Annotated in this window: 22 protein-coding genes; 15 read left to right on the top strand and 7 right to left on the bottom strand. The window is 45.2% G+C overall.

All coding sequences use genetic code 11. From position 1 onward, the window contains the following. The first annotated feature begins 108 nt into the window (after positions 1 to 108). The 5 genes from murC to brnQ all read left to right on the top strand — a co-directional run bounded on the left by murC (position 109) and on the right by brnQ (position 6,411). Positions 109 to 1,488 (top strand): UDP-N-acetylmuramate--L-alanine ligase, encoded by a 1,380-nt coding sequence (murC, locus tag ACLTWA_RS18485; protein ID WP_412329379.1) that lies wholly within the window; start codon positions 109 to 111, stop codon positions 1,486 to 1,488. Between the two features lie 262 nt (positions 1,489 to 1,750). Next, the gene (locus tag ACLTWA_RS18480) at positions 1,751 to 2,809 is read left to right on the top strand and encodes a DnaD domain protein (protein ID WP_412329378.1); all 1,059 of its coding nucleotides are present in this window, start codon (positions 1,751 to 1,753) and stop codon (positions 2,807 to 2,809) included. A gap of 36 nt (positions 2,810 to 2,845) precedes the next feature. Beyond that, positions 2,846 to 3,841, top strand: a complete 996-nt coding sequence (locus tag ACLTWA_RS18475; RefSeq protein WP_412329377.1) for an ATP-binding protein — start codon at positions 2,846 to 2,848, stop codon at positions 3,839 to 3,841. A gap of 72 nt (positions 3,842 to 3,913) precedes the next feature. After that, complete coding sequence (locus tag ACLTWA_RS18470) at positions 3,914 to 5,092, top strand: ribose-phosphate pyrophosphokinase (protein WP_412329376.1); 1,179 nt, start codon at positions 3,914 to 3,916, stop codon at positions 5,090 to 5,092. Between the two features lie 14 nt (positions 5,093 to 5,106). Further along, positions 5,107 to 6,411 (top strand): branched-chain amino acid transport system II carrier protein, encoded by a 1,305-nt coding sequence (gene brnQ / locus ACLTWA_RS18465; protein WP_412329375.1) that lies wholly within the window; start codon positions 5,107 to 5,109, stop codon positions 6,409 to 6,411. 66 nt (positions 6,412 to 6,477) lie between these two features. Here brnQ and ACLTWA_RS18460 read toward each other — a convergent pair whose 3' ends face one another. The 3 genes from ACLTWA_RS18460 to asnS all read right to left on the bottom strand — a co-directional run bounded on the left by ACLTWA_RS18460 (position 6,478) and on the right by asnS (position 10,886). Further along, the gene (locus ACLTWA_RS18460; protein WP_412329374.1) at positions 6,478 to 8,340 is read right to left on the bottom strand and encodes an ATP-binding protein; all 1,863 of its coding nucleotides are present in this window, start codon (positions 8,338 to 8,340) and stop codon (positions 6,478 to 6,480) included. Positions 8,341 to 8,344: 4 nt separating this feature from the next. After that, a complete protein-coding gene (locus ACLTWA_RS18455; RefSeq protein ID WP_412329373.1) occupies positions 8,345 to 9,415 on the bottom strand; it encodes a metallophosphoesterase family protein in 1,071 nt (356 codons plus the stop codon). Between the two features lie 79 nt (positions 9,416 to 9,494). Next, positions 9,495 to 10,886 carry an asparagine--tRNA ligase gene (asnS, locus tag ACLTWA_RS18450; protein ID WP_412329372.1) on the bottom strand — a complete coding sequence of 464 codons (1,392 nt, stop codon included), beginning with the start codon at positions 10,884 to 10,886 and terminating at the stop codon, positions 9,495 to 9,497. A 243-nt stretch (positions 10,887 to 11,129) separates the two neighbouring features. Between asnS and ACLTWA_RS18445 the strand changes: the two genes are divergently transcribed. From ACLTWA_RS18445 to ACLTWA_RS18425, 5 genes are all read left to right on the top strand, one after another. After that, positions 11,130 to 12,404 carry a glucose-1-phosphate adenylyltransferase gene (locus ACLTWA_RS18445; protein WP_412329371.1) on the top strand — a complete coding sequence of 425 codons (1,275 nt, stop codon included), beginning with the start codon at positions 11,130 to 11,132 and terminating at the stop codon, positions 12,402 to 12,404. Next, on the top strand, positions 12,401 to 13,522 hold the full coding sequence (gene glgD / locus ACLTWA_RS18440) for a glucose-1-phosphate adenylyltransferase subunit GlgD (RefSeq protein ID WP_412329370.1): 1,122 nt from the start codon (positions 12,401 to 12,403) through the stop codon (positions 13,520 to 13,522). The genes ACLTWA_RS18445 and glgD overlap by 4 nt, the downstream gene beginning before the upstream one ends. A 26-nt stretch (positions 13,523 to 13,548) precedes the next feature. Next, positions 13,549 to 13,830: a septation regulator SpoVG gene (gene spoVG / locus ACLTWA_RS18435; RefSeq protein ID WP_412329369.1), complete on the top strand. Its 282-nt coding sequence runs from the start codon at positions 13,549 to 13,551 to the stop codon at positions 13,828 to 13,830. Between the two features lie 114 nt (positions 13,831 to 13,944). Continuing rightward, complete coding sequence (locus tag ACLTWA_RS18430) at positions 13,945 to 14,931, top strand: diaminopimelate dehydrogenase (protein WP_412329368.1); 987 nt, start codon at positions 13,945 to 13,947, stop codon at positions 14,929 to 14,931. 23 nt (positions 14,932 to 14,954) lie between these two features. After that, entirely contained in the window at positions 14,955 to 15,389 is a 435-nt protein-coding gene (locus ACLTWA_RS18425) for a DUF3783 domain-containing protein (RefSeq protein WP_412329367.1), read from the top strand. Between the two features lie 55 nt (positions 15,390 to 15,444). On the opposite strand, the gene ACLTWA_RS18420 is transcribed toward ACLTWA_RS18425, so the two are convergent. The 4 genes from ACLTWA_RS18420 to ACLTWA_RS18405 form a co-directional block, all read right to left on the bottom strand. Next, positions 15,445 to 16,194 (bottom strand): phosphotransferase family protein, encoded by a 750-nt coding sequence (locus ACLTWA_RS18420; protein WP_412329366.1) that lies wholly within the window; start codon positions 16,192 to 16,194, stop codon positions 15,445 to 15,447. Positions 16,195 to 16,322: 128 nt separating this feature from the next. After that, positions 16,323 to 18,233, bottom strand: coding sequence for a 1,4-alpha-glucan branching protein GlgB (glgB, locus tag ACLTWA_RS18415; protein WP_412329365.1), 1,911 nt, complete (start codon positions 18,231 to 18,233; stop codon positions 16,323 to 16,325). A 21-nt stretch (positions 18,234 to 18,254) separates the two neighbouring features. Further along, positions 18,255 to 18,530 carry a YaaL family protein gene (locus ACLTWA_RS18410; RefSeq protein WP_412329364.1) on the bottom strand — a complete coding sequence of 92 codons (276 nt, stop codon included), beginning with the start codon at positions 18,528 to 18,530 and terminating at the stop codon, positions 18,255 to 18,257. A 99-nt stretch (positions 18,531 to 18,629) separates the two neighbouring features. Further along, positions 18,630 to 19,010 carry an ArsR/SmtB family transcription factor gene (locus tag ACLTWA_RS18405; RefSeq protein WP_412329363.1) on the bottom strand — a complete coding sequence of 127 codons (381 nt, stop codon included), beginning with the start codon at positions 19,008 to 19,010 and terminating at the stop codon, positions 18,630 to 18,632. Between the two features lie 350 nt (positions 19,011 to 19,360). Here ACLTWA_RS18405 and ACLTWA_RS18400 point away from each other — a divergent pair, with 350 nt between their 5' ends. The 5 genes from ACLTWA_RS18400 to ACLTWA_RS18380 are packed head-to-tail and all read left to right on the top strand — an operon-like array spanning position 19,361 to position 24,174. After that, positions 19,361 to 19,924 carry a prepilin peptidase gene (locus ACLTWA_RS18400; RefSeq protein ID WP_412329362.1) on the top strand — a complete coding sequence of 188 codons (564 nt, stop codon included), beginning with the start codon at positions 19,361 to 19,363 and terminating at the stop codon, positions 19,922 to 19,924. A gap of 16 nt (positions 19,925 to 19,940) precedes the next feature. Next, positions 19,941 to 20,942: a hypothetical protein gene (locus tag ACLTWA_RS18395; RefSeq protein WP_412329361.1), complete on the top strand. Its 1,002-nt coding sequence runs from the start codon at positions 19,941 to 19,943 to the stop codon at positions 20,940 to 20,942. A gap of 12 nt (positions 20,943 to 20,954) precedes the next feature. Then, a complete protein-coding gene (locus tag ACLTWA_RS18390) occupies positions 20,955 to 22,175 on the top strand; it encodes a CpaF family protein (RefSeq protein ID WP_412329360.1) in 1,221 nt (406 codons plus the stop codon). Next, complete coding sequence (locus tag ACLTWA_RS18385) at positions 22,075 to 22,902, top strand: type II secretion system F family protein (RefSeq protein WP_412329359.1); 828 nt, start codon at positions 22,075 to 22,077, stop codon at positions 22,900 to 22,902. The genes ACLTWA_RS18390 and ACLTWA_RS18385 overlap by 101 nt, the downstream gene beginning before the upstream one ends. Before the next feature lie 9 nt (positions 22,903 to 22,911). Then, positions 22,912 to 24,174, top strand: a complete 1,263-nt coding sequence (locus tag ACLTWA_RS18380; RefSeq protein ID WP_412329358.1) for an immunoglobulin-like domain-containing protein — start codon at positions 22,912 to 22,914, stop codon at positions 24,172 to 24,174.

The following is a 24,174-nucleotide window of genomic DNA, read 5'->3' as shown; positions in this document are numbered from 1 at the left end:
CTTTCCTATATAATAAAGAAGAAAGCAGTTGACTTTCCAAAAAAAAAGCAGTAAAAGTAAGTGGAAGTATCTAAATATACCGAATACAAAATTAAGGATGGAAAAAACATGTATCAGATTGATTTTAATAAACCAGAGGCAATTCATTTTATCGGAATCGGCGGAATCAGCATGAGCGGACTGGCAGAAATCCTCATTGATGAAGGTTTTACTGTAACGGGATCAGATGCACATGAATCAGATCTTACACGCCATTTGGAAACAAAGGGCGCCAAAGTGGCATATGGACAGCGTGAGGAAAATATTACCGATGATATTGATGTAGTCGTATATACAGCAGCCGTACACCCGGATAATCCTGAGTTCGTAAGAGCGAGTGAAAAGGGACTTCCGATTTTGACCAGAGCAGAGCTTCTTGGCCAGATCATGAAGAATTATGCGAACGCCATTGCGATTTCCGGAACTCACGGAAAGACCACCACGACATCTATGATCACGGAGATACTCTTATCTGCAGATACGGATCCAACCATTTCCGTCGGCGGAATCTTAAATTCCATCAGCGGCAACATTCGTGTGGGAGGTCCGGATTTATTTGTAACAGAGGCGTGTGAATATACCAACAGCTTCTTATCCTTTTTCCCCACGACTGCAGTGATATTAAATATAGAAGCAGATCATCTGGACTTCTTTAAGGACATTAAAGACATTCGCCGTTCTTTCCGTCTGTTTGCAGAAAAGGTACCGGAAAAGGGCTGGCTGGTGATCAATCAGGACATTGAAAATATGGAAGAGATTATAGAAGGGCTTTCCTGTAAGGTCATCACATTTGGAAAAAGCCGCAAAAGCAGATATCAGGCGGAAAATATCCGGTTCGATGATTTTGCAAGAGCTACCTATGACTTAATAATAGACAGCGTTGTGGTAGATACTGTCACCCTGGGCGTACCGGGAGAGCATAATGTGTATAACTCGCTGGCAGCGGCAGCCGTTTGTGCGGAACTGGGGATATCCCTGGAGATGATTAAAAAGGGTCTGAAACGTTTTACCGGAACAAACCGCCGCTTTGAAAAGAAAGGGGAGGTTTCCGGTGTAACAGTCATTGACGATTATGCTCATCATCCACAGGAAATCCGGGCAACGCTGGAAACAGCAAAGCATTATCCACATAGAAAGCTCTGGGTGGTATTCCAGCCTCATACTTATACCAGAACAAAAGCGTTTCTGGACGATTTTGCAGACGCTTTGTCGCTGGCCGACGAAGTTATACTGGCCGACATCTACGCTGCACGGGAAACCGACAATTTGGGGATCAGTTCCAGTGATATTGCAGAGAGAATCGAGAAAAAAGGGGTAAAAGCCCATTATATCCCTTCCTTTGAAGGGATCGAAACATTTATTTTGGAAAATTGTATACACGGTGATTTGTTGATAACTATGGGAGCCGGAGACATTGTAAAAGTGGGGGAAACCTTGTTGGGAATATAGTTATCAACATTATCCACATAGTTTTCAACATTTTATGTTAAGAAGCTATGTGGATTTTTTGATTTACATAATTTAAAATCTCACAATTTAAAAAAACACGATTTTATCAGCAAATCGACACGATTGGAGAAAGAAATCCAGATTATGTATACCTGATTTCCACATTATCCACAGTTTCCACAATTTATTTGGTGGATAACTGGACCTATTTTCTTTTCTGATGACCTGTGGTATGATAAGAGCATGATAAAAAGGTGAGGTTATGGCAGTGAATGTAAAGAGCAGTTTAAGGATCAGCGCAACGGTAATATCCAACGATTTCATAGATGAATATATGGCTTCGGCCAATGGAGAGTACATCAAAGAGTATTTATTCCTCATGCGTCATGAAGGAGAGGATGTGACTGTATCCATGATTGCGGATGCATTAAACCATACGGAGGCGGATGTGACACGGGCGCTGGCTTACTGGAAGAAGGCCGGGGTCCTTTTCGAAGAGGTTTTGGTAAAGCCGGAGCCATCTCCTGCCGTATCGGAGACAGCCTGTTCCGGAAGTGTTCCGGTGGTTTTAAAGAATCCGGAAGTACCTGCCAGGCGGACGGTATACACCCCGGAGAAGATAAGCGGGCTTGCAGGAGATGAGGATTTTTCCCAGCTCCTTTATATTGCTCAAAAGTATATGAATAAGGTCTTCACCCAGAGAGAGTGTGAAGTATTTGCTTACCTTTATGATGGTCTGCATATGTCTGCGGAGCTGTTGGAATATGTGGTGGAGTATTGTGTCCAGGGGGGCCACTCCAGCATCCGTTACATTGAGACGGTTGCCATCAGCTGGCATGAAAAAGGGATCGGTACCATTGAGGAAGCAAAAAGCAGCGCGATTTCCGTTTCCAAGGATTCCTATGCCGTTATGAGGGCCTTTGGGTTAAATGACAGAAAACCCGGGGATATGGAGCGGGGATTTATGGACCGGTGGTTCCGCACTTATGGGTTCACCAGAGAGATCGTGCTCGAGGCATGCAACCGTACTCTGTCTGCGACCCACACCCCAAGCTTCCAGTATGCGGATAAGATACTGGAAGGCTGGAAAAAGGCGGGAGTGAGAACCCTGGAAGAGATTAAGAAGCTGGACGAGCAGTATGCGGACCGTGTAAAGAACGGGGATATAAAGAACGGAAAGAAGCCGTCACCCGATGGCAGCGGTTACAAACAGAATTCTCCTTCAAAGGGAAGAGCCGGACAGAATCAATTTCAGAATTTTCCTCAAAGAGAGATTGATTATGATGCACTCATACTTGAAGAGCTTACGAAGCAGCAATAGTATTTACAGATAGGATCAGACAGAACGGAGGTAATTATGGCGCTGAGCAATTCACAGTACGACGCCATCATGAGGGCTTACGGGCAGCAGCAGCTTAAGAACCGTCATGAACAGGAAGAACGGATTGCAGAGGTATATCAAAAGATACCGGTGATAAAGGAACTGGACCAGTCCATCAGCACAAGGGCAGTGGCCTGCGCCCGGAGACTGCTGGGAGGGGATAAGGAAGCCTTAAAGGAACTGCGGGACGAGATTGCAGATTTGAGAGAGCAAAAGAGCGTACTGTTAAAATCCGCAGGATTTACTGCTGATTATATGGATATGCAGTACCGGTGCCCGGACTGCAGGGATACCGGATATGCAGACGGCGTCAAGTGCCATTGCTTCCGCCAGTCTGAGATGAGATACCTCTATGCCCAGTCAAATATCGAACAGATCGTGGCAGTGGAGAACTTTACTACTTTTTCCACGGAATATTTTGACAATACCAGAGTGATCCCCCACTTAAACCGGACCGTAAAGGAATATATGGAGCAAGTGGCGGAAACCTGTAAAAAGTTTGCATTGGAATTTTCCAAAGAACGGGGCAATCTTTTATTAACCGGGCCTACCGGTGTGGGAAAGACCTTTCTGACCAACTGCATTGCAAAGGAACTGATCGACCAGTATTATTCTGTCATCTATTTGTCTGCCAATGACTTGTTTGAAGTATTTTCAAAAAACAGGTTTGATTATCAGGATGAAGAGGATATGAAGGGAATGTACCAGTACATACTGGACTGTGATCTGCTGATCATCGATGATCTGGGAACAGAGCTTAATAACAGCTTTACATCGTCGGAGCTGTTTTACTGCATCAATGAGCGGCTTAATTCCTCAAGGTCGACCATTATATCCACCAATCATCCCATGAATGAACTGAGGGACCGGTATACAGAGCGGGTTACGTCAAGGCTTATCAGCCGTTATACGGTTATTCCCCTTTACGGAGATGATATCCGCATAAGAAAGAAGGCAAAAAGGGCCGATTAACTTGACTATTTCCGTACATAATGATATAAAAGAAACGTTGCATTGTATTTAGATACGTTGGAGGAGAGAAGAATGCTTTACGAAGAGAAAACGATAGAAACCATTCCGGTTGGCCCTCTTGGCCTGATTCCCTTAAAAAGCTGCAAGGCTTTGGGCGATAAGGTAAATGATTACCTGGTTGAATGGAGACATGAGCGGGAAAGCGAGCACAAGTCTACCATAGCTTTTTCAGGCTATCAGAGGGATACTTACCTGGTCGGTGCCAGCACACCAAGATTTGGAACCGGAGAGGCGAAAGGTACTTTGCAGGAATCCATACGTGGCGATGACCTGTATTTCATGGTTGATGTGTGCAATTACAGCCTGACCTATTCCTTAAGCGGCATGATCAATCATATGTCCCCGGATGATCATTTTCAGGATTTGAAACGTGTCATTGCAGCTTCTGCAGGAAAAGCCCGCCGCATCAATGTGATCATGCCTTTTTTATATGAAAGCAGACAGCATAAAAGATCCAGCAGAGAGTCTTTGGACTGCGCGCTGGCACTCCAGGAACTGGTGAATATGGGGGTTGAGAACATCATAACCTTTGATGCTCATGACCCAAGAGTGCAGAATGCCATCCCCTTAAAAGGATTTGAAACCGTTCAGCCGATTTATCAGTTTATCAAACACCTTTTAAAGAACGAGAAGGAACTGGAGATTGACAGTGACCACATGATGGTAATCAGCCCTGATGAAGGCGGTATGGGACGTGCAGTATACTTTGCCAATGTGCTGGGACTTGATATGGGTATGTTCTACAAACGCCGTGATTATACCCAGATCGTCAATGGACGCAATCCTATCGTTGCCCACGAATTCTTAGGAAGCAGTGTGGAAGGCAAGGATGTGATCATTGTGGATGATATGATTTCTTCCGGTGAAAGCATGCTTGATGTAGCAAAGGAGTTGAAGAGAAGAAAAGCAAGAAAGGTTTTTGTATGTGCCACCTTCGGTCTTTTCACCAACGGCCTTGCAAAGTTTGATGAATATTATGAGAATGGTTTTATTGACCGTATACTCACCACCAACCTGGTATATCAGACACCGGACCTTCTCTCAAGACCGTATTATATCGATGTGGATATGAGCAAATACATCGCACTGATTATAGATAATTTGAATCATGATGCTTCTTTAAGCGATCTTTTGAACCCGACGACCAGAATTAACCGGGTACTGGAACGCTACCGCTCCGGTGACAGGTAATTTGGGGTGGGAAGATGGAAAAATTATCCAGTCAAAAGCTGATGTTAATTGGCCTGACACTTTTCTCCATGTTTTTTGGGGCGGGAAATCTTATTTTTCCGCCCTTTTTAGGTTCGCTGGCTGGCTCACACACATGGACAGCCATGATTGGTTTTGGGATAACAGCAATAGGATTTCCCGTACTGGGTGTGGTTGCCGTAGCAAGGTCCGGAGGATTTTATGAGCTTGCAGAGCGGGTGCATCCAAAATTTGCCTTTGTCTTTACGCTGCTTAATTATTTATCCATCGGGCCATGTCTTGCAATCCCAAGAACGGCGAGTACCTCTTTTGAGATGGCAGTGGTGCCGTTTTTGGGAAATGACCCCTTTCCTGCCGCACAGTTTTTATATTCGGCTGTGTTTTTTGCCATCGCTTTTGCAGTTGCACTGAATCCGGACCGATTGACCCAAAGGCTTGGAAAGATTTTAACGCCCTGCCTGCTTGTGCTGATCGTTGTGGTCTTTGCAGGCTGTGCCGTACACCCGCCAGGTACGTATGGAGCACCGGCAGAGGCATATAGGTCAGGTCCTCTGATCAAAGGCTTCCTGGAAGGATACATGACCATGGATACCTTGGCAGCCCTGACCTTTGGAGTAGTCATAGCCTTAAACATAAAGGCCATAGGGGTAGAAAAGGAATCCGTTGTAGTCGGAGAGACTATAAAGGCCGGATTTATCGCAGGCGGAATCCTGGTTCTTGTATACGGTGCGCTGGCTCATGTGGGGGCAGTAACCGGAGGTGCCTTCGGACCTGCGGATAATGGTGCCCGGACACTGAATCAGGCAGTGCGTTATCTTTACGGCAATACGGGACTTGTTATGCTGGCGGCCATCTTTTTTATCGCCTGCTTAAATACATGCATCGGTCTGATCAGCTGCTGCAGCAAGTATTTTTGTACCATCGTGCCTGGAATCCCATACCGGGTTTGGGCTTTGATATTTGCGGCAGTAAGCTTTATTATCTCCAATGTAGGTCTGACCAGAATACTGGAAATCTCGGTTCCGGTATTAAACGCCATTTATCCGGTGGCGATCGTATTGATTCTGCTCTCTTTTGGGTTTCGGGATGGAATGAGGTGGAGATCCGTCTATATTTGTTCTGTTGGCTTCACAGGTGTTGTCAGCGTTCTTTCCGCTTTGGAACAGGCAGGAATCATATTGCTTCCGAAAGCCCTTTTAATGCTGCCACTTTATACCATGGGGCTTGGCTGGATCGTTCCGGCTTTGGCGGGTATGATGGTTGGAATCTTGTTAAAGTTTTTTATAAATAAGGAGAATTAAAAAAGCCGTGGTACAGGATAACGTCTGTATCACGGTTTTTTCTATAAGTCAATTTATTTCCCAAATCTAGATTTCCACCAAATGATAAGGAATCAAATTAGCAGTCAGCATCTGAGCCTCTCTCTGATGGCAGGTAAAGATAATGATTTGATCCGAGTAAGTCCCTACCAGCCATTTTAAAGCGGTACGCAGCCTGTCATCATCGTAAAGGACGAAGCTGTCATCAAAGATGAATGGCATACGTTCCCTGCCTTCCTGAATTAGGGTGGAGGCAGCAAGACGGAGTGCTAAATATACCTGGTCCATGGTTCCGCTGCTGACCTGCTCTAATGGAACCAGCTTGGTTTTTGTATTTAAAAATACATTTAAATTCTCATCCACGCTCATACTGGTATAGATTCCGCCGGTGATTCCTGCGATTAAGTCTGATGCGGTACGGTTTAAATACAGGCCAAAGGAATCCCGAATGGAAGAAGACAGGCTGGTCATGGTTTCCAGAGCCAGATCAATGGCGGAAATCTCTTCCCTGATCCGGTCATTTTCCCCTAAAATGTGTTTCAGCCCTTCCGCCTGAGTCTTACAGTTGGAAAGATGCTCCAGCTTCTTTTCCAGCTCCCATTGGCTTTTTTGCTGCTTTTCAATGAATTCTCCGCAGCCTTCCTGCTTTTTTTGGAGCTGTTCGATTTCGGCAGCTTTTTGGGTGATTGCAGCTTCTGATTTGACCACAGCAGAGCATAACCGGGTAAATTCAGCCATTCTGGCCTGAAAGGCACGGATGGCTTCCGTGGAAATCTCCGTATTTCCCAAATGTCTGGAAAGGATTTCCTGTAATATCTTTGCACTCATTTCCATATCCTTCTGGCTGTGTTTCAGCTTTAAAAATAAAAGAAGGCCGATGAGGTAAAAGATAATGGCAACACCCATGAATACACCCATAAGAAGCAGCAGGTCCAGCCCGTAATAAGCCGTAAAGTAATTGGATTCTCCCAGATAATAAAGAATTCCCACGCCGCATAAAAGCATGGTTGCAACGATCAGGGAAAGAATGGAGAACACCTTTCTCGGCTTTTTGCTACAGGCTTCTTTGGCTTCCATATATTCATCAAAGTTTTCCTGTGCCTTGACAGAATAAGCATTGATGGAGTCCTGGTCCGTAAACTGGTTGCTGCTTAAAACCTGTCTGCCTCTGGCTACCTTTTTAATGAGTTCTTCCTTTTCCGCCTGCCGTTCTTCCAGTGTAGCCTTTACTTTCGAGCGGAGCTTCTGATACTCTGTGATCTGGTTTTCATATTCCGGTGAGGAGATTTCTTTTTCCGTATTTCGTATCTCACTTAATAAAGAAGTATAGGTACGTGCGGCTTCAGGCACCATCTGAGATTCCAGTTCTTTTCTCTGGGCTTTTAAAAATGCAGAGGCCTTAGTGATGTTGAGGGCAAGGTTGCCCGTATTATTTAAGTTTGCTATGTAATTCTTAAGCTCTGAGACCATACCCTCATCGGTGGCGCTCTTTAACTGCCCGATGCTCACTGTATTGATATAGGCCGTTTCGCTCAGCCCGCACAACAGGTCATCTAAAAATGCTTTGGTAGGTTCGATTTCCCGTCCCGCCGTCTCATCAACAATCTTAAATTCCTTTTTGTTTTTCTGAAAGGTACGTTCGATCCGGTAGATGTGATCCTTGTGTTCCAGACGGATCTGCCCTTCGTAGGTCCCGCTGTTTTCCCAGGGTTCATATTTGGTGTAAAGGTCGTTCTTTGAAGCTCTGCCCCGCTGGCGTTCAATGCCGAAAAGCATGCCGCGGATAAAGGTATGTATGGTGGATTTTCCTGCTTCGTTCTTTCCATAGACAATGTTGAGCCCTTCCCCAAAGGTTAAGTTCCTGCCGTGGAATTTTCCAAAGCCATTGATGTAGATATCAAGTATTCTCATGGGATCAGCTCCTTTCGTCCGTTGTGCGAAGCAGTGCATGAATGCCGTAATAGAGGGCTTTTTTCTCCACCGGGCTCATCTCCGGTTTTTGAAGGGCCTGGATAAAGAAACCGATCATATCGCTGGAATGTTCGGCAAAGAGGGCGGAAAAGTCATATTGGGGCTCGGATTCATCAATGATCTCCATAATTTTAAAACGGGTGGAAAGCATGTCTAAATCAAAGGAGATATCAGGATCCCTCATTCCCCGGATGCGGAAGCGGAAAATATTTTCTGTTCCCCGGTTCTGTATCTCCTGAGTGATTTTCATAGCCAGCTCGGTATTGGTGGTGGCTGTGGTAACATTGACAGCCAGGGAGATGTACTGGAGCTTGGCCAGAGGAATAAACTTTAAGGAAGAGACCACACGGGTCACCTCATTGATCTCTCCGACCATCATGCCGTGGTGCCCGGACTCCGTCTTATCGAGAGGCTCCAAAGAACCGGCAAAGGCCATCCGGTTCTCTAACAGTATCTCCGGCCGGTGGATATGGCCCATAGCAATGTAGGAAAAGTCAAGGTTTGCCATAGCCCCCTTATCAAAGGGGATGTGGTTTGCGTCTCCGCCGTGTCCAAGAAGCACATGGATCCGTCCGTTATTAGGCACTTTTAAGTGGTCCAGGCGGTTTTCCGGAATCTCAGCGGAATAATAGCTGAAACCGTAAACCTCTGTGTTGATCTCCTTAAAATAAACGCTTTCCAGTTCCTCTCCCATTAAATAGGTCACATTGGGAGCCCAGGTAAAGCTTAAAAGAGCGGAGTTTTTCCGGATCCGGTCGTGGTTACCGGCGATGATGACCACATGCACAGATGGAATGGTGGAAAACAGATAGTTTACTTCCTTTAGATCTTTGGCAAGGGGCTGCCGGTGGAATAAGTCACCGGCGATGAAAAGGCAGTCGGCCTCCAGGATCCTGGCCTGGGTTACTGCCTTTGCAAAGGTATCCTTAATATCCTGGCACCGCTCCTTGCTCCAGGGCTTATCGCTGTCCGGGCTCATGCCCCAGTGTACATCTGCAATATGTATGAATTTCATTGTCGTTACCTCGCTGGTCCTATGTGTAAAGATACCACAAATTCCCTGCCGGAAGAGGAAGGGAATTTGTGGTACCGGCTTAAAGTTCGCAGTTGTTAACGGTTCTCGGGAACGGAACCACATCGCGGATGTTGGCCATTCCGGTTAAATACATCACACAGCGCTCAAAGCCTAAACCAAAGCCTGCATGGCGGGTGGAGCCGTATTTTCTTAAATCAAGGTAGAACTCATAATCTTCCTTGTTGAGTGAAAGCTCGTCCATACGTGCAACAAGCTTATCGTAATTATCCTCTCTCTGGCTGCCGCCGATGATCTCTCCGATTCCCGGAACCAGACAGTCCACAGCAGCTACCGTTTTGTTATCCGGGTTCATCTTCATATAGAAAGCCTTGATTTCCTTGGGATAATCCGTAACAAATACCGGCTTTTTATAAAGCTGTTCGGTTAAATACCGCTCATGCTCAGTCTGTAAATCACAGCCCCAGAAAACTTTATAATCAAATTCATCGTTATGCTTTGTAAGAAGCTCAACGGCTTCTGTATAGGTGATATGGGCAAAGTCGGATTCCAGAACATTGTTTAAACGGTTCAGTAAGTCCTTGTCCACAAACTGGTTGAAGAAATTCATCTCTTCCGGTGCATTCTCCAGAACGAAACGGATCACATATTTTAACATGGATTCCGCCAGTGCCATATTGTCATTTAAATCTGCAAATGCCATCTCCGGTTCGATCATCCAGAATTCAGCCGCGTGGCGGGTGGTGTTGGAATTCTCCGCACGGAAGGTAGGTCCGAAGGTATAGATGTTTCGGAATGCCATGGCATAGGTTTCGCCGTTTAACTGTCCGCTTACGGTTAAGTTGGTAGGCTTTCCGAAAAAGTCCTGGGAAAAATCCACGTTGCCGTCTTCGGTCTTAGGCACATTATTTAAATCCAGAGTGGTCACCTGGAACATCTCTCCGGCACCCTCGCAGTCACTTCCTGTAATGAGCGGAGTGTGTACATAAACGAAATCTCTTTCCTGGAAAAACTGGTGAATGGCATAAGCAATCAGAGAACGTACCCGAAAGACTGCCTGGAAGGTGTTGGTTCTTGGACGCAGATGAGAAATGGTCCTTAAATACTCAAAGGAGTGACGTTTTTTCTGAAGGGGATAATCCGGAGAAGAGGTTCCCTCCACAGTAATCTCCGTCGCCTGTATCTCAAAGGGCTGCTTTGCATCGGGAGTTGGAACCAGAGTTCCTGTCACAATAATGGCAGCGCCGACGTTTAATTTGGAAATCTCAGCAAAATTATTCATGGTATCATGATAAACCACCTGAAGGGGTTCAAAATAGGAACCGTCATTTAATACAATAAAACCGAATGCCTTGGAATCACGCAGGCTCCGCACCCAGCCTCCGACCGTAACCTGGGTATTTAAAAATGATTCCTGCTTTTTATATATATGTCTTACTGTTGTTAATTCCATAATAGCTTCTCCTTTATTTGTTCGCATACTTACTAAGATTATACTGTATTTTCGGCCTTGATTCAAGGGGGGCACAGTGCAAAAACTCCATATATGGCTGAAATTGTAAAAAAGTTGATGCAAACACGAAAAATGTCGGAAATTGCACAAAAAATAAAGGTATAAAAACAAAAATTTGTTCACTATTTTTAAAAAGTGTGGTATAATGTAGAAACAATAAAATACACAGCAAGAGGTGATAACGTGATTAAAAAAGAGATGATTGCCATGCTTTTGGCAGGCGGACAAGGCAGCCGGTTAGGGGTGCTGACGCAGAAAGTAGCCAAACCAGCAGTATCCTTTGGCGGCAAGTACCGTATCATCGATTTTCCGCTGAGCAACTGCATCAATTCAGGAGTAGATACAGTAGGCGTTCTGACCCAGTATCAGCCGCTGCGTTTAAACACCCATATCGGAATCGGAATTCCCTGGGATTTGGACCGCAATGTGGGCGGAGTTACCATTCTTCCTCCCTATGAAAGGAGCAAAGGAAGTGACTGGTATACCGGAACGGCCAATGCCATCTACCAGAACCTGGAATATATGGAGACATATAATCCGGATTATGTGTTGATCCTGTCCGGAGACCATATTTATAAGATGGATTATGAGGTCATGCTGGAATACCATAAAGCCAATCATGCAGATATCACGATTGCTGCGATGCCGGTGCCGATAGAGGAAGCGAGCCGGTTTGGGATTCTTATTACAGATGAAAGCAACAGGATTACGGAATTTGAGGAAAAGCCTGCAAATCCCAGAAGCAACCTGGCCTCTATGGGCATATACATATTCAGCTGGAAGGCGTTAAAGGAAGCACTGATCCGCATGTCAGATGTACCGGGGTGTGATTTCGGCAAGCATATCATTCCTTTCTGTTTTGAGGAGGGAAAGCGGGTGTTTGCTTATGAATACAACGGTTACTGGAAGGATGTAGGGACCCTTGGTTCTTACTGGGAGGCCAATATGGAGCTCATAGACATCATACCGGAATTCAACCTTTACGAAGAATACTGGAAGATCTACACAAAAAGCGACATCATTCCCCCGCAGTATGTTTCGGAAGATGCGGTCATAGACCGGAGCATTATAGGAGAAGGCTCTGAAATTTACGGAGAAGTCCGCAATTCTGTCATAGGTGCCGGCGTTGTCATAAAAAAGGGGGCTGTAGTGAAAGACTCTATCGTTATGCGGGAATGTGTGATAGGGGAAGATGCTGTAATCAATAAATCCATACTTGCGGAGAATGTAGCGGTTGGAGCCGGAGCCCAGCTTGGAATCGGAGAATATGAAAAAAGTAAATACGATCCCAAGGTCTATCAGTTCGATCTGGTAACGGTAGGGGAAAACTCCGTGATACCGGAACAGGTAAAGGTGGGAAAGAATACGGCAATCGTTGGAGATACCACGCTGGAGGATTATAAGGATGGGGAGCTTGCTGGCGGAGACTACATTATAAAGGCAGGGGGCATGCGATGAGAGCGATAGGGATTGTATTAGCAGGCGGAAACAGTAAGAGGATGCGGGAGCTTTCCAGCAAAAGGGCCATTGCAGCCATGCCCATTGCAGGAAACTACCGAAGCATTGACTTTGCCCTCAGCAATATGACCAATTCCCATATTCAGAATGTGGCAGTGTTGACCCAGTATAATTCCAGATCCCTGCATCGGCATTTAAGTTCCTCCAAATGGTGGGATTTTGGGAGAAAGCAGGGCGGACTGTTTGTCTTTACTCCTACCATAACCGCGGAAAGCAGCGACTGGTACCGGGGGACCGCAGATGCATTGTATCAGAATCTGGCATTTTTAAAAAGCAGCCATGAGCCTTATGTGGTCATTGCCGCCGGGGATGGCATCTATAAACTTGATTATGGAAAGGTATTGGAATACCATATTGAGAAGAAGTCGGATATCACTGTGGTATGTACGGAGCTTCCCGCGGGAGAGGACATTACCCGTTTCGGACTGGTACAGACCAATCAGGATGGAAGGATCACGGATTTTGAAGAGAAGCCTATGGTGGCTTCCTCCAATACCGTATCCTGCGGTATTTATGTGATCCGGAGACGGCAGCTGATCGAACTGATCGAACAGTGCGCCATGGAGGACCGTTATGATTTTGTCAGTGACATTCTGGTACGTTACCGGAATTTAAAACGGATATACGCCTATAAAATGAACACTTACTGGAGGAACATCGCTTCGGTGGATTCCTATTATAAAACCAACATGGATTTTTTAAAACCGGAAGTCAGGGATTATTTCTTCCGCCGGTATCCGGATGTTTATTCAAAGATCGACGATCTGCCGCCGGCAAAGTATAACCCGGGCGCTGCCGTAAAGAACAGCCTGGTATCCAGCGGCAGCATAGTCAACGGAGTTGTTGAAAATTCCGTTTTGTTTAAGAAGGCTTACATAGGTAACAACTGCGTCATTAAAAATTCCATAATTTTAAATGACGTTTATATAGGAGATAATACGGTCATTGAAAACTGTATTGTGGAAAGCAGGGATACGATCCAGGCCAACACCACCTATATAGGGGCACCTGACAATGTAAAAATTGTCTTGGAAAAAAACGAAAGATACACATTATAAGGAAATGTGACGGGAAGGGGCTTAACATGCAGATTACAGACGTGAGAGTGAGACGTATCGAAAAAGAAGGAAAGATGAAGGCTATTGTATCAATAACACTGGATAATGAATTCGTAATTCATGACATTAAAGTCATTGAAGGGGAAAAAGGGCTATTCATTGCCATGCCAAGCCGTAAGGCAGCAGACGGGGAGTACCGGGATATCGCGCATCCCATCAATTCCAATACCAGGGATACCATCCAGAAGGTGATTCTGGATAAGTATGAAACCACTGCAATGGATATGCCGGAGACAGCATTTGCTTAATAAGAAAATGAGATCCGCAGACAGAAGAACCATCTGTTTGCGGATTCATTATTTACACCATATGGGTTTATGGTTATAATAGAAGTCAGCATTTTTAGAAAGGCAGTTGAACATATGACAATTAGAATCGGTATTGCAGGATATGGAAATCTTGGAAAAGGTGTGGAATGTGCCATAAGGCATAATCCGGATATGGAGCTGGCAGCTGTATTTACCAGAAGAAGCCCGGACTCGTTAAAGATATTGACAGAAGGCGTGAAGGTATATGCCTATGAGGAGATCGTGTCAAAGAAGGATTTCATTGACGTGCTGATCCTTTGTGGAGGAAGTGCTACGGATTTACCGGTCCAGACACCGGAGTTAGTAAGGCATTTTAATGTTGTAGACAGCTTTGACACCCATGCAAAGATCCCGGAACACTTTGCAGCCGTTGATGCAGCTGCAAAACAGGGCAAAAAGGTGGGAATCATTTCTGTAGGCTGGGACCCTGGTATGTTTTCCTTAAACCGCCTGTATGCCGGTGCTGTTCTGCCGGGAGGCCATGACTATACGTTTTGGGGCAGGGGCGTCAGCCAGGGGCACTCGGATGCCATCCGCAGAATTAAGGGCGTAAAGGATGCCAGACAGTATACGATTCCCGTTGATGAAGCCTTAAAAGCGGTCCGTGAAGGCAAAAATCCGGAGTTGACCGTAAGAGAAAAGCATACCAGAGAGTGCTTTGTAGTAGCAAAAGAGGGAGCTGACTTGGAGCGGATCAGAGAAGAGATCGTGACCATGCCAGATTATTTCTCTGATTATGATACTACCGTGCATTTTATCAGTGAGGAAGAACTGATGAGGGATCATAAGGGAATTCCCCACGGCGGCTTTGTGATCCGGACAGGAAGTACCGGCTGGGAGGATAACCACAGCCATGTGATTGAGTATAGCTTAAAACTGGATTCCAACCCGGAATTTACCGCTTCTGTGCTTATTTCTTATGCAAGAGCTGCTTATCGCCTGAATCAGGAAGGACAGAGCGGCGGCAAGACTGTATTTGATATTGCACCGGCGTATTTAAGTTCTTTAACCGGAGAAGAATTGAGAAGACATCTGTTATAAATCGGCAGCAGGAGGGATAGAATATGGCAGTCACAAAGGAAATGGTCCTTTATTACCAGCCGGAGAAGGCAAAGCAAAACGGGAATGATACCAAATCTGCAAAGTTAAAAGCGGTGTTGGTGCGAATGGGGATCCGGATCAGGAATATTACCCAGGACCAGATGAATCAGACCGTAGGATATCTGGCCGGATATGATGGTTTTGAAGAACGTGACTTCGAGGAGTGTCCTTTGGTGGAAGAAGAGATTCTGGTGATGAAAAACTTTTCAAACCGACGGGTAGACGAGCTTTTGATGAGCCTGAGAAGGGCCGGCGTACCGAGGATCGAATTAAAAGCAGTGGTCACGGATACCAACTGCAAATGGAAGTTTTATGATCTGTATGAGGAACTGAAAAAAGAACATGAAGTGATGTCGGGAAATCAGGAATCCTTAGGGGAATCTGATTCTGGCGAATAAAGAAAAGCCGTATGCAGCTCTTAATAAAGCTGTATGCGGCTTTTGAAAATTCTGTTTATTGGTATTCAAAGACATTGGCCCATTGATTCAAAAGCTCTGCTTCTTCCGGCCGTTTCTTAGAGAGCTGTGCGGCTGCTACAATGGGTAGCCAGGACTGGACATATTTCTTTGCGGTACCTGTTTTTTTGCAGAACATATCCATGTACATATCTGCCTTTTTCTGGTCCTTAAGGCAAAAAAGGAGATACGTTCTTGCCACATCAGCACTGGCATTGCCCTGAGTGGCATGCACCCAGTCTAAGACGTAAAAGGTTCCGTCGTCTTTTACAATAATATTGGAGGGATTAAAATCTCCGTGACAGAGTTTTGTGTGCTTTGGCATACTGTCCAGGCGGGTCTGCATATCATACCGGCTCACATCTCCCAGTTCTTCAATCTCCGAGATCTGCCGTGCCATCTTATCCTTTAGCTTATTTAACAGAGGGCATTGCTTTGCCATGACCGACAGATGAAGATCCACCATCTTTTCCATGTAATCCGGTAATTGATCCGGATGCTCCTCCATAAGCTGTTCCAGCGTCTTTCCTTCAATGAATTCAAAGGTAATGGACCATTTGCCTTCAAAAACACCGACTTCCAGTACCTTTGGAACCTTGATTCCGCCGGTTTCCTCCACCCGTGCGGTGATCAATGCTTCGTTCAGGACCTCAGCCTTAGGAAAGTCTGCATGAAATACCTTAATTGCCTTATCCCCATCCCGGTATACCGTTTTTGTTGCAGTTGCAGCGATGACTTTTGCTTCCATAAAATACTTCTCCTTCCATTATTGCGTACAATTGATGTAGGAATCACGTATTTATATTTTACTACAAAACATATAAAAAGTATAGAAATAACAAAAAAATATTGTGTAAATTGTATAGAGCACGTCTGTTAAAAGGAGAACACCCGCACCCCGTAAGCTGGAAGCGAAAATGCGATGGAGTACTCTTTTTCATTCCATTTCAGAGCTTGTGCAGGGTATGACAGAGATTTTTTTCCGGCAGGGTAAAGACCGTGGCTTTCGTCTAGAACAAGGGTATATTTCCCCTTTTTTGGAACGCCCACCCGGTAATCCATCCGCTCTACCGGCGTGAAATTCAAAACAAACAAAAGGCTGTTCCTGCCATCGGCACTGCGGCGGATAAAACTGAAGATACTCCGCTCACTGTCATTGGCATTGACCCAGGAGAAACCTTCCCAGTCATAATCCTTTTCATAAAGGGCAGGAGATTGTTTGTAAAGGTGTAAAAGATCCCTGACGTAGTTTTTTAAATCCATTCCAAGAGGCTCTTCTGCCAGATACCAGTCAAGGGAAGTCTTTTCATCCCATTCGTGGAATTGTCCGAAATCCTGGCCCATAAACAAAAGCTTTTTACCGGGATGTCCCAGCATAAAGGTATAACCCACTTTTAGATTTGAGAATTTATCTTCAAGAAGACCCGGCATTTTTTCGATCATGGAGCATTTTAAATGCACGACTTCATCATGAGATAATACAAGTATATATTTTTCACTGGTAAAATATGTAAGTCCAAAGGTCATTTTATGGTGATTGTATTTTCTGAAATAAGGGTCCAGCTTCATGTATTCAAGAAAATCATGCATCCAGCCCATATTCCATTTAAACGTAAACCCAAGGCCGCCGTTTTCCGGGGCTTCCGTTACCTTTGGCCATGCAGTGGATTCCTCTGCAATGACCATGGCTTTGTTTCCCCGCTTTTTTAAGACACTGTTTAGATGCTTAAAAAATTCTATGGCTTCCAGATTTTCATTGCCTCCGTTCCGGTTGGGCACCCATTCTCCGTTCCCTCTGCCGTAGTCCAGGTAAAGCATGGAGGCAACGGCATCCACACGGAGCCCGTCTACATGGAACTTCTCTACCCAGTACAGGGCGTTGGCAATGAGAAAGTTATCTACTTCGTATTTGCCGTAATCAAAGACTTTGGTTCCCCAGTCCGGATGTTCTCCTTTTTGGGGATCGGCATACTCATAGCAGGCCTGCCCGTCAAAGTCAGAAAGTCCGTGTGCATCCTTTGGAAAATGGGCCGGAACCCAGTCCAGAATGACGCCGATACCTTTTTGGTGCAGATAATCAATGAAATACATAAATTCTTTTGGAGTTCCATACCGGGAAGTAGGTGCAAAGTAACCCGTTACCTGATATCCCCAGGACCCATCATAGGGATGTTCGGCAATTCCCAGAAGCTCTACATGGGTATACCCCATCTCGGCGACGTAATCTCCCAGCTCATGGGCCGCTTCCACATATGTATAAAAGCCATCCTTTTCTTCTCTGTTCTTCTTCTTCCAGGAACCCAGATGAACTTCATAGATGCTGACGGGACCGTCTATGGCATCTTCTTTTTTCCGTTTTGCCATCCAGGCATCATCGTTCCAGACATAACCGGAAAGATCCGTTGTAACAGAAGCGGTCTGAGGCCGGTATTCTGCCTCAAATGCGTAAGGGTCCGCTTTAAAAAGCATCTTACCGCTTTGGGAAGTGATTGCGTACTTATAAAGCGCCCCAACAGAAAGACCTGGAACAAATGCCTCCCAGATTCCTGAATCAGCCAGGCATGTCATGGGGTTTTTATCCGGATTCCAACCGTTGAAATCACCCACTACGCCGACCTGCTTTGCATGGGGCGCCCACACCGCAAAATACATTCCGTCTTCTCCCATATAGGTTTTCGGGTGAGCACCCAGCTTTTCGTAGATTTCGTAATGCTTTCCGTTATTATAAAGATAACGGTCTACCTCGGTAATAAAACCAGTTCCGATTCCATTTTTTTCTTCTGCCATTTGCTCACTCCTCCGTGATCTTTAAGATAGCACTCTGTGCTTACCGTTAGCAATTGGAAGCGTGTTTGCTTCCTGCAGCTTCAATTCCTGGCTTTTAAAGCGGCGCAGGAGAAACTGGTAACGCAGCTGGGCCGCATTCAGTTCATAGATATAGCAATCAATAAGCGTGGGGTCGACCACATGTTCAAAGTGGTTTCTGGCGGCATCAATGGCTGTTTTGGAACGCTCGATTTCATATCTGAGTCTTCGTTCCTCTTCTGATGCGGTCAGGCGTTTTTTAAAAGTTACATGCTTCATTCTACCATCTCCATTTCATAATTTTTACAATATATCTATAAAATTCATTATAACTGGAAAATGGCTTTTTATTCATAAATTACATGTATAACCGGTTATTTACAGGCTTTTGTCTAAAAGTTCCTGCATGTGCCGCCCAAGGCAACACAGCTTTTTGGTGCTGTCTCCAATGGTTAAATAGTAGTAGTTTGCTGTCCCTTCCTTACGGACGCCGATCAGTCCGGCTTCTTTTAAAATCTTTAGATGGTGGGAGACAGCGGGACGGGAAAGACTGGTATTTTCTGTAATGTCCTTTACATTCATTCCCTTAATGGATGGTGGGGTGTGTCCGTAAGCAGAAGCCGTAACTTCATTTCCTTTACTGTCATAAAGGCCGGCACGGGCAAGGGTTTCAATTATGGTAAGACGGACCTCATCTCCAAGGGCGATAAAAAGGGGCATACAATCCTTAAAAAGCAGATGAAAGTCCTGGGCTTCCATTGGTTGCTCCTCCTTTGGTTTAAAAAAATAAACTAAGTTCATCTTACCATCAAGCAATGGAAACGTCAATCCCCTGTCGAGAAAAATTTTTGTAATTTATGCTGTATATACGAATAATATTTCGACAAAATTGTTGAAATGTTACATAAAATGATATGGTTTCTCGTTGTTGGCCTGCGGTTTTTTTGTATACAGTATTTAATAAAAAAACAGTTGACATTTTAGCTTCTCCTGTGCATAATGGTATTATATTCCTGTATGCGTTCTGCGTACAGCCATTCAATTATTTCAAGAACTATGGAAGACGGTTCCATAGTCCCAAAGCTGATATTCCAGCATGAATTCCAGAGTTGACAGTAAGAAAAGAGGTGGATTTTATCGTACAGTATTTTATTTTGCTGTTTTTTTTAGGGGCGGCAGCTTACTTTGATATCCGGGAACACCGGATTCCCAACTGGTGGCTGCTCCTGGGAGTGGTAAACGGCATATTTCTTGCCGTATTTCAAGCAGGCAGTACTTCCGCAGATTTGTATTTTCTAAAGGCGCCATTGTGGTTCCTTTTCCGGCTGCTGGCAGTGACTGCAGTGTTTTTTTTCTTTTTTCTCTGCCGTATGATCGGTGCAGGTGACATTAAGATGGCTGCGCTGATATGCGGGTATCTTGGCTTTCGTACCGGATCTGTGGCAATCGGAGCCGGGTTTCTTATCGGGGCGTTCTGGTCCCTGATCAAAATGGCAGGCAAAGGCAGTCTCTTATACCGCTTTTCCTGTTTTCTGACCTACATCAGGTATGTATTCCAAACAGGTAAAATAACTGCTTATTACCGTCCGGACAGGGATGGGTATGATATGGTCATTCCATTGGGGGTGTGTCTTTTTTTAGGCACATTGATTACCATAGTGGCTTTGCAGTAAAGAGGGAGGTTTTTATTTGTCAGATCGAGTGATGGCGGTTTTTGATGCGGATCCGTTCTATGCGGAGAGATTTGCAGATTTCGTAAACCAGAAGAAATATGTTCCTTTTCATGTAATGGCATTTACAACGCTTGAAAAGCTGATAATTTTCGGAGGTGCTCATGAGATTGAAATTTTGATGGTCCATGCATCTGTTCCCCAGGAGGAGATCGCAAAAGTAAGTGCGGTACAGGTAGTCCTTTTAACCGATGGAGAGCCGGCTTGTGTTGAGAAGCCCTATAAAAGTATTTACAAATACCAGGCGGCAGACAGCATAATGCGGGAGGTAATGGAATGCTGCTGCGCCGGTGCAGAGGAATCTGGCAGTACCATGATTTCCGGCACCAGCCGGATCATAGGCGTCTATTCTCCGGTCAACAGGTGCTTAAAGACTTCGTTTTCCCTTACCATGGGACAGCTTTTATCCAGAGATCTAAAGGTGCTTTATATGAACTTTGAGGATTGCTCGGGGCTTGGAAGACTGATCGGTGAAGAGCACAAAGGCGGTTTATCCGATCTGTTTTACTACTACAGTCAGGAAAAGTATAACTGGGTCCGCCTGGGATCTCTTGTCTATACCTGGGGAGAACTGGATTATGTGCCTCCGGTGCGTTATCCGGAAGACTTAAATCAGATAACAGCTGAAGACGTGGCGGATCTGGTGAGCCGCATTGCCAGAGAAAGTGCGTATGAGTTCATCATTCTGGATCTTGGCCAGTTTGGGAAGAAGGCTGTGGAAGTGCTTGAAGTCTGCGATGAAATTTATATGCCGGTGCAGGAAGACTGTATATCTGCCGCAAAGGTGGAGGAGTTTGAGGAATATCTATCTGCTTGCGGACATGAATCTGTTAAGGCGCGGATTCAGAAGATCAAGCTTCCTTATCACAGCAGCTTCGGACGGAGAGATTCTTATCTGGAGCAGCTTCTGTGGGGAGAACTTGGAGATTATACGCGGCAGCTTTTAAGAAAGCAGCCATAAGGAGGAGCGCATATGGATGAGGAAAAGCGGAAAAGAATGCGGGAGGAGATATTCAAGGAATTAAATGAACAGCAGCAGGTCACCGATGAGGAGCTGTATGCCATTATAGACCGGAGGATTCTGGAATACGGTCAGGAAACCTTTCTGCCGCTGAAAGAGAAGATGGAATTTCGAAGCAGGCTGTTTGATTCCTTCCGCCGTCTGGGAGCCCTTCAGGAACTGGTGGATGACAAGGAAATAACGGAGATTATGGTCAATGGGGCCCATCAGATATTTGTAGAAAGAAGCGGGAAGGTGGAACGGTGCGGCAGGACCTTTGACAGTCAGGAACAGTTGGAAGACACCATTCAACAGATCGTAAGCCGGATAAACCGCACCGTCAATGTATCAAGACCCATTGCTGATGCCAGACTGCCGGACGGATCCAGGGTTCATGTAGTGCTTCCTCCCATTGCTTTAGACGGTCCTGCAGTAACCATAAGAAAATTTCCCAAGCCAATTACCATGGAAAAGCTTTTAAGGCTTGGGGCCGTTACAGAGGAGGCCGCCCATTTTTTAAAAGCCATTGTGGAATCCGGTTATAACATCTTTGTATGCGGCGGGACAAATTCGGGAAAAAGTACGTTTTTAAATGCGCTGTCCGCTTATATTCCAAAAGATGAGAGAATTGTGACCATTGAAGATTCTGCGGAGCTTAAAATCACTCAGATCAAAAATCTGGTAAGGCTTGAGACCAGAGGAGCCAATGGGGAGGGAGAAGGAGAGATTACCATAGGAGATTTAATTAAAGCCTCTCTTAGAATGAACCCGGACAGAATTATCGTCGGAGAAGTCAGGGGAAAAGAAGCCCTTGATATGATATCTGCCATGAACACGGGTCATGACGGCAGTCTCAGCACCGGCCATGGCAACAGTCCCAAAGATATGCTCTCCAGGCTTGAGACGATGGTCCTTATGGGGGCTGATATTCCCCTTGCGGCAGTAAGAAGCCAGGTTGCGGCCGCCATTGATATTTTGATTCATCTTGGAAGATTAAGGGACAAAAGCAGAAGGGTTTTATCCATTGTGGAGGTAGCTGGTTATGAAAATGGTGAAATCAGACTTAACCCGTTGTACCGGTTTGAAGAAGATTATGAAAAACGGGACAGCAGCAAAGCGGTGCGGGGAAGTCTTAAAAAGGTGGGAAACATGGAAAACACCGAAAAACTTAAAGCCGCAGGCATTGAATTATGATAAATACGTTCTGGCACCAATGGAATGGTGCATGTATGGAAGCCAGGGCCTGATTCTTTCAGGGCTGTTCGCCTATGTTTTTTACCGCAGTTTCATAATATTTTTATTACTTCTTCCGTTCGGATACATTTACCCTGTCATAAAAAGAAAAGAACAAAAAGAGAAAAGGCTGCAGCAGTTAAACCTTGAATTTAAGGAAGGGATCTTACTGTTATCCTCCTTTTTAAGTGCCGGGTATTCGGTTGAGAATGCATTTTCCTCTTCCGTAAGGGAACTGGTTTTACTCTATGGAGAACAGGGGCTTATCACAAGAGAATTTAAACACATTGAGAATCAGATAAAGATCAACCGTTCTGTGGAACAGGCCCTTTCAGAATTTGCGGTACGAAGCGGACTTGAAGATGTGAAGAATTTTGCAGAAGTTTTCTCTGCCGCAAAAAGAAGCGGCGGGGAACTGGTATCCATTATCAGTCATACGGCGAATGTAATCCGTGATAAGGTTATGGTCAGACAGGAGATTCTGACAATGACAGCGGCCAAGCAGTTTGAGCAGAAGATCATGAACATGATTCCTTTCTTTATTGTCTTTTACATTGATATAACCTCTCCCGGATTTTTTGACATTATGTATACAACGGGAATCGGAAGGATTTTAATGACCGTCTGCCTGGCTTTTTATCTCATAGCATTTTTCATAGCTAAGCGGATTATGAACATCGAAATTTAAGGAGGAGCCATGTGGAAGAAACGTGGAAAGGGCTGGAAGGTGTTCTTTACCAGGCAGCAGGCAGTCTGTGTAGCAGCGGGAATCGGTCTTTATGCTTTTATGGCCATTGCTTCCGGACGGAATGGAGGAACCATATCAGATGGAGGCGGCTTAAAAAGGGCCGGCCCGGGCCAGGGAGAAATAACCTATGAGATTGAGGTATCAGGTCTTGATAAAGAGGAAGAGCACAGGAAAGTACCGGTAAGAATTCCCGTCAGTGAACGCCGCTATTCAGAGAGAGAAGCAACGGAATTATTTGACCGGCTTGAGAACCGTCTGGAAAAAGAGATACTGGGAGAAAATAAGTCTTTAGCAGAAATCCACAGCAATTTAAGTTTAAAAAGCGGTCTTGACGATTACGGAGTCAAGCTTAGATGGGAGTCGGACAATCCGGAACTGGTGGATTCCCTTGGAAATGTACATAATGAAAGGACAAAGGAGCAAGGAGAGCCGGCGGTACTCCGTGCCCGTGCCCGTGTCGGAAGGCACGAACATACTTATGAGTTCCATGTAACCGTTTACCCTCCGGTCATGACACCGGAGGAGAAAGCTGCAGATGAGTTTTTGACATGGGCAGGTGAGGAAGATTTAAAGCAGCAGACAGAGGATTATCTGAAACTCCCTTCTGTTTATTACGGAAAAAAACTGAACTACTATCTGCCCAAAGACAACAGCTACCGGCTGTTTCCTGTGCTGGGTCTGTTCATGGCAGCTCTTCTTCACATAAAAAAAGGAATGGATAAGCAAAATCGTGCAAAGAAACGGGAGCAGCAGCTTCTGTTTGACTATTCGGAGGTGGTTTCAAAGCTGGTGGTCTATATTGGCGCAGGGCTTACCGTAAGAGGGGCGTTCGAGCGGATTGCAGCAGGCTATGAAGCAGGAATAAAGGAAGGAAAAAGAGAGGTTCGTCCTGCTTATGAGGAGATGTTAAAAACAGTGTTTCAGCTTGAAAGCGGAGTATCAGAAGGGAGAGCCTTTGGTGAGTTTGGACGAAGGTGCGGCCTACAGCCTTATTTAAAGCTTTGCACGCTTCTGGAACAGAGCCAGAAAAATGGGAGCCGGCAGCTGCGTCAGGCGTTAGAGCTTGAGATGGTATCTGCCTTTGAGCAAAGAAAAAACCTGGCTAAAAAGCTGGGAGAAGAGGCAGGAACCAAGCTTTTGCTTCCCCTTCTTTTCATGCTTTTCGTGGTTATGATCATGATCGTAGTTCCTGCATTTCTGTCATTTTATTAG

Source organism: Lacrimispora sp., assembly GCF_046972725.1.
In the GTDB taxonomy this organism is placed as follows: domain Bacteria; phylum Bacillota; class Clostridia; order Lachnospirales; family Lachnospiraceae; genus Lacrimispora.
Note: the sequence above shows the minus strand (reverse complement) of the source record. Positions and strands in the feature narration are given on the sequence as shown.